Source organism: Micromonospora rubida (assembly GCF_009908295.1).
In the GTDB taxonomy this organism is placed as follows: Bacteria; Actinomycetota; Actinomycetes; order Mycobacteriales; family Micromonosporaceae; genus Micromonospora; species Micromonospora rubida.
This window is the reverse complement of record NZ_JAAALO010000001.1, coordinates 737,601-749,264: the sequence shown is the minus strand read 5'-3', so window position 1 is coordinate 749,264 and position 11,664 is coordinate 737,601. Positions and strand designations below refer to the sequence as shown.

3 protein-coding genes are annotated in these 11,664 nt (G+C 78.1%); all 3 read left to right on the top strand.

Annotation, left to right across the window (positions count from 1 at the left end; genetic code table 11):
* The first annotated feature begins 1 nt into the window (after position 1).
* The 3 genes from GVV04_RS03130 to GVV04_RS03120 are packed head-to-tail and all read left to right on the top strand — an operon-like array spanning position 2 to position 11,615.
* The gene (locus tag GVV04_RS03130) at positions 2-4,966 is read left to right on the top strand and encodes an FG-GAP repeat domain-containing protein (RefSeq protein ID WP_161684193.1); all 4,965 of its coding nucleotides are present in this window, start codon (positions 2-4) and stop codon (positions 4,964-4,966) included.
* Positions 4,963-9,687: a hypothetical protein gene (locus GVV04_RS03125; protein WP_161684191.1), complete on the top strand. Its 4,725-nt coding sequence runs from the start codon at positions 4,963-4,965 to the stop codon at positions 9,685-9,687. Before GVV04_RS03130 ends, GVV04_RS03125 begins: the two co-directional genes overlap by 4 nt.
* Positions 9,684-11,615 carry a hypothetical protein gene (locus tag GVV04_RS03120; RefSeq protein WP_161684190.1) on the top strand — a complete coding sequence of 644 codons (1,932 nt, stop codon included), beginning with the start codon at positions 9,684-9,686 and terminating at the stop codon, positions 11,613-11,615. Before GVV04_RS03125 ends, GVV04_RS03120 begins: the two co-directional genes overlap by 4 nt.
* The last annotated feature ends 49 nt before the right edge of the window (positions 11,616-11,664 follow it).

The window sequence follows — 11,664 nt, the reverse complement described above, 5'->3', positions numbered from 1 at the left end:
CATGGGTGGCCTCCGCTTCCTGCCCTGGGTACGCGACGGCGTCGCCCGGCTCGTCTCCGAACCCGACCCGCTCGCCGGGCCGCTGCCGGCCACCCGGTCCGAGGTGACGCTCTCGGTGACCGCGCACGGCACCGGCCCCGCCGGGGTCGACCCGGTGGACGTCGTCGGCACCACCACCGCGCTGCTGCACGGCCCTGGTGACGTGACCGGCCTCGACGGCCAGCAGATCATCCGCAGCCACCCGGCGGCGGGCGCGGACAACGTCGACGGGACGCTGTTCGCGGCGGTCGAGTTCGACCGGCCCGACCTGCCCTGGCTGTACACCCCCGCGAAGCCCGACCCGCAGGGCCGGCTGCGGCCCTGGCTGGTGCTCGTCGTCGTCCCGGTGGGCCCGCAGGACCGGCTGGAGACGTCGGCGGGGCAACCGCTGGCCCGGCTGAGCACCACCGTCGGGCAGCTGCCCGACCTCGCCGAGTCCTGGGCCTGGGCGCACGCCCAGGTGCTGGTCGTCACGGAGAACGAGGACGTCGCCGCCGTCATCGCCGACGCGCCGGAGCGCACCCTGTCCCGGCTGGTCTGCCCCCGGCGGCTGGACCCGGACACCGACTACCTGGCCGCCGTCGTGCCGGCCTTCGACGCCGGCGTGCGCGCCGGGCTGGGCCTGCCGCTCGACGGCGGCCCACTGGTGCCGGCCTGGGGCCCCGGCTCCCCGGCGGCCGATCCGCAGGCCCCGATCGTCCTTCCGGTCTACCACCACTGGACCTTCCGCACCGGCCCGGACGGCGACTTCGAGTCGCTGGCCCGGCGGCTGCGCGGCCGGGCCCTGCCGGCGGACGTCGGCCGGCAGCCGGTGGACATCGGCGCCGCCGGCGGCGGGCTGCCGGACCTTGAGCCCGCCGGCGTGGAGGGCCGCTCCGTGCTGGCCTTCGAGGGCGCGCTCGCCTCGCCCGCGATGACCCCCACCGTCTGGCAGCCGGCTGCCGCCGGGCCCTGGCAGGCCCGGATGACCGAGCTGCTGGCGCACGTCGAGGACTGGCTCACCCCACCGCTGTACGGCGAGATCCACACCCGGCAGGGGCAGGTGCCGCCACCGGGGAGCGAGCCGAGGTGGCTGGCCGGGCTGAACCTCGACCCGCGCTACCGGGCGGCGGCGGCGCTGGGCACCCGGGTGATCCAGAAACACCAGGAGGACCTGGCCGCCGCCGCCTGGCAGCGGGCCGCCGAGCTGCGCGAGATCAACGAGCAGCTGCTGCGCGGGCAGGCCGCCCGGGACAGCGCCGCCGCCCTGTTCGCCAAGCGGGTGGACCCGGCCGCGCCGGGGACCGCCCTCGGTGACGACCAGCTCGTCGCGCTGGCCCGGCCGGTGCACGACCTGGTAGCGGCCCCGGCCGCGACCGGGCTCGCCGGTGCCGGCGCCGCCCCGGTCGAGTCGTTGGACGAGCTGTTCGACCGCAACGCCGGCGCCCGGGCGGCCACCAGCGCGCCGTTTCGCCGGTTGGCCCGCCCGCGCGGCCCGCTGGCCCGCCGGCTGCGCCCCGCCGCGCCGTCGTCGTCGGCGCTGCTGAGGCTGGCCGGCGGCGCGAGCCCGGTGCCGCCGGCCCGGATCCCGGCCGGCGGCATCGTCTTCGACACCCTGGTCCCGCCCGGGCAGGGCATCGCCCGGCTGACCCGGGCCGCGATCGAGGCTGCCGGCCGGAACCCGTGGTGGCACACCGCCGCCACCCCGGCCGCTGCGGCCTGGGCCCCGGCCGCAGCGGACGATCCGGTCACCACGCTGGCCAGCAACGGCGGCGACCTGCTCGGCCCGGACCGGTTCTTCGTCGCCGCCGCCGACGGCCGGCTGTTCGAACGCCGCCGGCTCGACGGCGGCTGGACCTGGCGGGACCACGGCGCCCCGGCCGGCACCCAGGTCGTCACCTCCGGCGCCACCGTGGCCCCCGACCGGGTGTACGTGCGCACCCGCGACAGCCGGCTCTACGAGCGCCGGTACGACGGCGACCGGTGGGTGTGGACGGACTGCGGCAGCCCGCCCGGCGGCACGGCAAGCCGGCCCACCGCCCGCGGCACCGACGTCTTCATGCTCGGCCCGAGCGGTGACCTGTACCGCTTCGGCACCGTGGCCCGGACCTGGGCGTCGCTGGGGCGCCCACAGCTCGCCACCGGCGAGCGGTTGTGGGGCTCGCCGCGCCCCACCCCGGCCGGCGTGTTCGTGGCCACCACCGCCCAGCGGCTGTTCGTCCACGACGGGCAGTGGAGCCTGATCGCCGACGGTCCCGGCCAACCGCCGCCGATCTGGGGCTCCCCGGCGGCCTACCACGCCTTCAGCCATCCCCGGGCCGACGGCTTCGGCTACCTCACCCCGACCGGCGAACTGGTCACCCGGGTGCCCGGCTGGGGCGGGATCCTCAACCACGGCCGGGTCTCCTTCCGCCCACCGCTGCCGCAGAACCTGCGGATCGTCTCGCTGGGCCAGCAGACCGTCACCAGCGGCCACGACGAGGAGCCGGAGCTGCTCGTCCTGGCCCACCCCGACGCCGACCCGGCCGACCTGCGGCTGTACGGCCGCTACCAGTGGCGCAACGACGAGACCGGGGTCTACTCCTGGTACTGGGAGGAGATCGGCCGGCCGGCCAACGGGATCGCGGCGCACCGGCCCGGCCCGGTCACCGGTGACGAGCGCGACGGCGAGGTCTTCGTCCGGACCGCCGACGGGCGGCTGGCCGCGTACTCCTGGGGCGACCGGGGCGGCGGTTGGGTCGACCACGGCACCCCGGCCGACCCCCGGGGCGCCGGCCCGGACACCGCCCCGGCCCCGGCCCACGTCCGCTTCGCGCCCCGGGTCGGCCTGCTCTCCTCGCTGCTGGTGTCGTACACGGCCGACGAGGGGGCCGGCAGCCGGATCCGCTCGCAGGCCGCCCACCACCTGGGCGAGGACGGCGCGCTGCGGGAGAACACCCTCACCGCGGTGGCGGCCGGCCCGTTCACCGGCGTGCCCGCGGTGGCCACCGCCGTCACCGCCGCGCCGCTCACCGGCGGCCGGCCGGCGCAGCTGTTCGCGGTGGCGGTCCTGGCCGGCGCCGTGCCCGGCACCCGGCGACTGGCCTACTGGGTGGGCAGCGGGATCGACGCCGGCGGCACCGCCACCGGCGGCTGGGCCGGCCCGTACGACCTGCCCGACCCGGTCGGCGGGTACGCCGGCGCGCTCGACGTCACCGTCGCCGACCTGGACGGCGACGGGTCACCCGAACTCGTCGTCGGCTACGCCATCGACGGCCCCGACGCCGCCGCGAACCGGGTGTACTACCGGGTCGGCTGGGGGCTGGACGCGGCCGGCCGGGTCACCCGGGGCTGGACCGACTCGCTGCCCACCCCGCACACCTTCCGGGCGATCCGCTCGGTCAGCGTCGACGTGGTCGACATGACCGGCGACCAGACGCCGGACCTGCTGGTCTTCGTGGCCGGCGAGAACACCTCCGGGCAGAAGGTGGCCCGGTACTTCACCGGCCGGGGCGTCAACCGGCGTGGCCGGATCGCCGACGCCGGGTGGACCAGCCCCTTGCCGGTCGACGGCGAGGCGGAGGTGGCGGCCGGCGTCGCCGCGGGGGTCGCGGTCGTCGACGTCAGCGGTACCCGCCGGCCCGACCTGGTGGTGGCGCACCGCTCCCGGGTCGGCGTGCTCACCACCAGGGTCGGCTTCGACCTGGACCCGGCCGGCGTGCCGGTGATCTGGAGCCCGCCGCAGGACATCCCCGGGGCGGCGGACGCGTCGACCGGGCGCGGGTGCGGCCTGCTCGTCGCCGACCTGCGGGCCGACCTGGTGGCCGCCCGCGCCACGATGGGCGACCGGTTCATGGCCGCCGCCGCGAACCACCAGGACCGGCTGGCCCCGGCCCAGGCGTTGGCCGTCGACGTGAAGCCGCTGCCGCTGCCGCTCGGCCCGGCGGCCGGCGCGGTGCGTGCCACGCTCCGCCCGGAGACCGCGGTCGCCGGCGAGGTGCTGGCCGGGCTGAGCGTCGGCGGTGAACTCCTGGCCGACGCGCTGCCGGCCACCAGCGACCCGCTGCGCCGGCTGCTCGCCGGGATCACCTTCGACGTGCCCAGCTACGAGCTGCTGCGCGGGCTGTCCCAGGAGCACGTGGTGCCGAACCTGCCGGCGGTGGCGCCGGAGACGATGACCGCGCTGGCCGCCAATCCCCGGTTCATCGAGGCGTTCCTGGTCGGGCTCAACCACGAGATGAGCCGGGAGATGCTGTGGCGGGGATTCCCCGCCGACCCCCGGCAGACCTGGTTCCGGCAGTTCTGGGACGTCCGGGGCGCGGCGTCGGCCGGCGCTCCGCTGACCGACATGCCACCGCTGACCGACGCGGCCTGGCTCACCGGCCCGCTCGGCAGCCACCTGACCGCGGTCGGCGGCCCCGACGAGCAGTCGCTGGTCCTGGTCATCCGGGGCGAGGTGCTGCGCCGCTTCCCGTCCGCCGTGGTCACCATGCGCCGCGCCCGCTGGACCGGGCCGCAGCGGCGGGAGCCGACCGGGGTGGACCTGCCGCCGATCTTCAACGCCTGGCTCTCCCCGGACCTGCTGCTGTTCGGCTTCCCGTACACCGCCGACCAGGCCCGCGGCGCGACCGACGAGGCGCACGGCGATCCCGGCTACTTCTTCGTCCTGCGGGAGCAGCCCACCGCGCCCCGGTTCGGCTTGGACGCCGAGCCGGACGGCTGGCCGGCGGCGGACCCGCCCGGCGCCCCGGTCTGGGCCGGTCAGCACTGGGACGACCTGCACTGGGGCGACCTGCCCTCGGGAGCGCGGTTCCTCTCCCCGTACGCGCCGGGCTTCCCGGCCACGCCGGTGGACGGCGCGGTGTTCGGCCGCAACGCCGCCGACATGGCCCGGGTGGCGCTGCAACGGCCCGTCATGCTCGCCCGCCACGCCAGTGACCTGCTGCTCACGCCGGAGACCCAACCATGACCGTCATCCCCCGCCGCTCCGCCGGCACCACCTCCGCCGCCCCGGCCGCCCCACCGCCGCTGTCCGACGCGCTCACCGGCACCCCGTGGACGCTGTCCACCGGGTACCCGGTGGCGCTGCTGCCGGTCCGGCTGGAGACCCGGTTCGCCGGCGCCACCCTGCGGATCAGGGTCTACCCCGACCAGATCCACATCGACGGCCACGAGCCCCGAATGACCGACGACGAGGTGGCGGCCGGCCGGGCGTACTGGCTCGGCCCGCCCGCCGACGGCGACCCGGCCCCGCCGGCACCGCTGGCGTCGACCGGCCCCGCCGGCCCCCCCGACGGGCCGCTGCGGACCCCGCCCGGCGCGGAGGCCTGGACCGAGCTGGTCCGGCGGTTCGGGGCGACCCGGGCCGGCTGGATCGCCCGGGTGATGGAGCCCGACCCGGCCACCGGCGAGTTGCCCGACCCGCTGCGCCGGCCGGCGCCGTGGTGCGAACCGGCCCGGGTCCGGCTGCTGCCGACCCGCTGGTACGCGGTGGGCCGCACGACCGGCAACACGCTGTTCACCGGCGTCTCCGGGCCGGTCGCCCGGGACCTGGCCGCCGGGCCGACCCCGGTGCCGACCGGCGGCCCGGCGACCGGGACCCCGATCGGGGCGGGCGCCGCCGAGTCGCCCCCGGTCGACGAGGGCATGCGCTGGATGGTCGACTACCCGGCCGCCGTGGCCGCCGGAATGGCCTTCGCCGTCGACGTGCCCACCGACGGCGCCGGCCGGCCCCAGCCCGTGGACCGCCTGCTGGTCTTCGGCGTCGACGCCGACACCGCGCCGGACATCTCCGCGGCGCGGCTGAACCGGCTGCTGGAGGCCCACGCCGCCACCGACGGGCTGGCCTTCCTGCCGCCGGGCACCCCGACCAACAACACCGAGACGGTCACCGTGACCGAGCGCCCCCCGGTCGCCCCGGTCACCGGCACGGACGTGGTACCCGGCGGCACCGGCCCGCAGGTCGAGAACGCCGCCGCCCTGGCCGGCCGGGCCCTGGCCGTGCCGCTCAGCGCCGCACCGCTCAGTGGCGTACCGGCCGGGTCGACCCCGACTGTGGGCGCACCGCCCCCGCCGGCCGTCGAGGACCTGGCGACCGTCCGGCGCCGGGCGGTACGCCCCGACGCGCCGACCGCGCTGGCCCGCGCCGCCTCGGCCGACCGGGACGAACGCCGGCTGGCCCGGCTGGTCCGCCGGGCCCTCTGGCCGGCCGGGCCGGGCAGCATGCTGCGGCACCTGCTGCCGGTGGCCACCCCGGCCGAGCAGCGGAAGCTGCGCGCCCACTTCGTCGAGCACCTGCACCCGGAGGGGCCGCTGCCCACCCTGCGGATCGGCGCGCAGCCCTACGGACTGCTGCCGGTGGCGGCGCTGCGCGGCTGGCAGCCGGCCAGCCCCGCCGAGGCACGCGCAGTCACCGTGCTGCGAAACCTCTGGCAGCAGGTCTGGCTGGCCGCCCCGGCGCCCCGGATCCGGCCGGGGCTGGCCGACCCCGAGCAGACCATGGTGGAGATCCTGGCCACCGACGCCCGGGTGCTGGAGGTCCGGGCCCGCAGCATGCTCGGCAACGAGTACGTGAGCTGGCTGTGGCGCTTCGCCCGGCTCGACCTCGGCCCGGGCTGGCGGCAGCAGGTCGTCGAACCCGGCCGGGCGCTGCTGGCCGCGCTCGGCCTGGGCGGGCCGGTCGACCCCCGGTTGTCCCTGGCGGTCTTCGCCAAGAACGCGTTCGCGCTGGGCACCCCGCTGGTGGCCGCGCCCGGTCAGGACCGCGCCGACCGGATCCGCGCCTACCTCGACGCGCTCGCCGCCGTGGGCCTGCGCGGCGACCAGATCCCGGCGGCACCCGCCTCGGCGGGGCCGGTGCCGCTGTTCCACCGGCTGCTGCGGGCGGCGCTGATCGCCGAACACTCGGCCGCCGCCGACCTGCTCGCCGAGGCCGCCGGGCTGCCGGCCGCCGCCGAGATCCCCGAGCCGGAACTGGTCGACATCCGGCCGGGCGAGGTCACCCCGACGCTGCGCCGACGGCTGGCGGTCACCGTGCCCGGCACCGGCGGCAGGAGCGTGGGCGAGTACCTCGCCGCCGCAGCCGGGGACGACGACACCCGGCACCGGCTGGCAACCGCCGACCTGCGCGAACTCCGCGACGCGCTGGCCGACCTGGCGACCGGGCTGGCCCCCACCGGGGACGACCCGGCCGCTCTCGACCCGGACGACCTGGACCGGTACGTCGCCGGGACGCTCGGGCTCACCGCCCACCGGCTGGACGCCTGGATCACCTCGCTGGCCAGCACCCGGCTGGACCGGCTGGCCGCCACCCGGCCGGCCGGGACGCCCGACGGGGTGCACGTCGGCGCGTACGGCTGGCTCACCGACCTGCACCCGGCGCCGCCGCCCACGCTCGTCGACCGGCCCGCGCACGTACCGGACACCGCCGCGCCCCCGCAGCTCGTGGCGGCCCCGGCCGACGCCGGCCATGTGCACGCCCCGTCGCCGGCGCAGGCGGTCACCGCCGCGGTGCTGCGCAGCGCGTGGCGCTCGCACGGCGGCGGCGACGACAACCCCGTCGCGGTCGACCTCTCCTCGCGCCGGGTCCGGCTGGCCGGGCAGATCCTCGCCGGCATGCGCGACGGGCAGGCGCTGGGCGAACTGCTCGGCTACCGCTTCGAGCGCGGCCTGCACGATCACCCGGGCGGCCCGCTCGACCAGTACATCCCGCTGTTCCGCCGGCTGGCCCCGGTCCGTGCGCACCGGGTCGACCCGAACGGGGACGGCCCGCCGGACATCGTCGGCACGGTCGCGTCCACCGCCGTCGCCGACGGGTTGGAGCTGCACCGGCTGCACCGGGCCGGCGCGCTCGCCACCGAGCTGGCGAAGCTGCCCGGCGGCGCCCGGATCGCCGTCGGTGAGGTGCTCGCCGAGCTGGCCGACCACGCCGACGCGGTGGCCGACGCCCTGCTGGCCGAGGGCGTGCACCAGCTCGCCGTGGGCGACATGGACCGCGCCGCCGCGGCGGTGGACGTCGCCTCCGGCGCGGCCGGCAGCCCGCCCGAGCTGCACTTCACCCGCACCCCGGCCGGCGGGGTGAGCGTCACCCACCGGGTCGCCCTGCTGTTCAACCTCGACGCCCGGTTCGCCGACCGGCGCTCCGACTGGCCGGCCGGCCGCTCCGAGCAGCCCCGGGTCATCGGCGCCGCGGCCGACGCGCTGACCGCCGCGCTGCTGCCGCCCGCGAACCGGGTGTGCTGGCGGGCGCGCTGGCACGCGCCGGACGGCGGCGTCACCGACCACGTCGAGGGCAGCCTGGACCGCCTCCAGGTGGCGGCGGTGGACCACCTCGCCGCGCCGCCGCATCCGGGGGCCCCGGCCGGCACCGACCTGGACCGACGGATCGAAATGGTCGCCTGGAGCAGCCTCGCGCCGCCCCAGGTGACCCCCGAGTGGCGGTTGGAGCTGGACTACGACCGGGCGCCCGGCTGGCCGGCCTCCCGGGTCAGCCTGGCCGAGTTCCTCGCCGCGGTCGCGGCGCTGCGCGACCTGTTCGGCCGGGGCCGGCAACTGCTCGCCGCCGACCTGGGCACCGACTCCGACGCGCCGGTCCAGGTCGACGACGCCACCCGGAGCCAGGCCACCGAGCTGTGGCAGCTCGCCCTCGACACCGCCACAGGGCTGCGCGCCGCCGGCAGCCCGGGCGACCCGGGCTGGAACGAGACCACCGTGCGCACCCTGCTGCGGACGGCCGCCGGCTTCGGGATCGTCGGGGTGCTCCCGCCGCTGCCGGGGACCGGCGCCGCCGCCACCGCAGCGGAGGCCGCCCGGTCCGCCGGGGACGAGCTGGCCCGCCGGGTCGCCGCGCACTGCCGGCTGGTGGCCGAGGCGCGCGGACGCACCCCGTGCCCGGTGGGCGGCTGCGTCTGCGACCCGGAGACCGACTTCGACGACCCGACCGCGCCGCCGGCGGACCGGCGGGAGCTGCACGTCGCCCGGATCCGGGCGCTGCTCGGCGCCGACATGCCGGTGCTGTCGGCCAGCCGGGCCCCCGACCCGGTCGCGCTGACCACCGCGCTCGCCGCCAGCGACGCCCTGCAGGGCGGCTCGCCCCACCCGGTACGGCGCTGGCTGGCCCGCTACGGGCGGGTCCGCCCGGCGGTGGGCCGGTTGCAGGAGGTGCTGACCTACGCCGACGCGCTCGGCGCGGGCGGGACGGTGCGGGTGCCGACGCGGGTCCGGGTCGCCCAGCTGCCGTACCAGGCCGGCGACCGGTGGGCGGGTGAGGCCGCGCCGCCGCCGGGCAGCCAGCCGACCTCGCTGGTCCTGGTCAGCCTCGGCGACCTCGACCTCACCCGGCCGGTGCACGGCCTGCTCGTCGACGAGTGGACCGAGGTGGTGCCGGCGGCCACGACGCGGACCGGGCTGACCTTCGAGTACGACGCGCCGGCCGCCGCCGCCGGCCAGGCGGTGCTGCTGGCGGTCAGCGCCGACGGCGCCGCGACCTGGCAGCCGGCGGGGCTCGCCCAGGCCGTCGAGGAGACCCTCGACCTGGCCGTCGCCCGGGTCACCGACCTCGACTCGCTCGGTGCCGGCGGGCAGTACCTGCCCGCGTTCTACCTGCCGACCAACGTCGCCGAGGCGGCGACCACCACCGACTTCGTACCGGACGCGGCACCCGTCGCGCCGGGTGAGCAGGAGGGCCGATGAGCCACCTCGTGCACGACAACCAGGTGGCGCCGGGCGGGCCGCCGGCCGCCGGGCCGACCACGCCGCAGGATCCGCCGGGGTCGGTGACCACCTGGACCCGGCTGGAGCCGCGTACCCGGCGCGGCGACCTGAGCCCGGCTCTGGAGGCGCGTACCGCCGACCCGCTGTGGCTGCTCGCCCGGCAGTGGCAGCTCGGCGAGTTCACCGGCGAGGACGCCGGCTCGCCGGTGGTCGCCCGGGTGCACGCCGAGGTGACCCCGTTCACCCGGTACCGCCCGGGAGCCGCCTCGGGCAGCACCATCGGGCTGCCGGCCGGCATCCCGCTGGAGGCGCTCGTCGAGCGGGAGGGCGCGGCCACCGCCGACGACCTGCGCCTCTCGGCGGAGACCGGCCAGCAGTTCCTGCGGCTGCTGGCCGAGGCCGGCGGCGGCGAGCTGGGCCCGGCGGTCGCCGACCGCTACCGGATCCCCGCGGTGCCCCCGGACGCCCCGTCGGCGGCCGACGCGGGCACGGTCGGCTACCTGCGGGTGGTCGCCGGCCGGGTGCCGCACGGCGACCTGCTGCTGCGCGCCTGCGCGGCCGGGACGGTCGAGGACGACCTGCCGGTGCCGCCGGCGCTGGCCGGCGCGCTGCGTACCGCGATCACGGGCTGGCTGGCCTGGCTCGGGGTGCCGCCCCGCCCGCCCGGCCCGCCCGGTGGGTACCTGTTGCAGCTGCCGGCGGTCATCGCGCCGGGGGTCGACCCCCGGCCGGCGACGCCACCGTGGCCGCCGGCCGACTTCCACCCGCTGATCAGCGCGGCCGGGTTGGAGGGCGCCGCCTGGCAGCGGGAGCGGATGGAGTACGAGTTCGCCGTCGGCGCCGCCGGATCGGCCGGCGAGCTGGTGCTGACCGCCCGGGAGTACGACGGTGACCGGCTGGACTGGTACCACTTCGACCACGCGCCGGTCGACACCCTGCAGGCGCAACCGGCCAGCCAGGAACTGGTCCGGATCACCCTGCCCACCCCGGTCGGCTACGCCGGGATGCCGGCCACCCGGTTCTGGGAGATGGAGGACTCCCGGATCAACCTGGGCCAGGTCGGGGCGGGCGCCGGTGACCTGGCCAGGATGTTCCTGCTCGAGTACGGCCTGGTCTACGCCAACGACCACTTCATCGTCCCGCTGGAGCTGCCGGTCGGCTCGGCCACCCGGATCAGGTCGCTGATCGTCACGGACACGTTCGGCACCCGGACCCTGGTGCCGGCCGCCCCCGGCGGGCGGGGCTGGGCGTTGTTCCGGCCGTCCGGCGCCGTCACCGACGGGCCCGCCGACGTGCTCGTCCTGCCCGCGACGGCGGCCGCCACTGTGGACTCCGAGCCGGTCGAGGAGGTCCGGTTCGGCCGGGACGAGATGGCGAACCTGGTCTGGGCGATCGAGCGTACGGTGACCGGCGCGACCGGCCGGGCGATCGACCGGAGCGCGCAGGTCGCCCGGTCCGCCGTACCGGCCCGCCCGCCGGTGCCCGACCCGCCGCCGGTCGACCCGGCGACCGGACGCCCGGTGGTCGTGCCCGAGCTGTCCTACGCGTTCGCCACCACCGTGCCGGAGAACTGGGTGCCGCTCGTGCCCACCGCGCCGGCCGGCGACCCGACGGCGGTGCGGTTGCGGCGGGTGCCGATCCAGCAGCCGACCCGCGACGGGCCGCCGGTCCCGGTGCTCGGGCACAGCCGGGTGCTCGACTGGCGGCCCGGCCCCGGCGGCACCGGGGTGGTCGAACTGGCCGTCCCCGAGGAGGAGATCGGCCGAGCCGGGGTCCGGGTGCTGCGCCGGTGGCAGTTGGCCCGTGGCGTGGACGGCTCGGTGCACCTGTGGCTCGGCCGCTCCCGGCACCCCACCGGCGGCGCCGTCTCCAGCGGCTTGCGCTACGACGCCGTGGAGCCCCGATGAGCCCTGCCGCCCCGCCCGTATCCACCGATCCCGAAACCGCGCGGAGAAA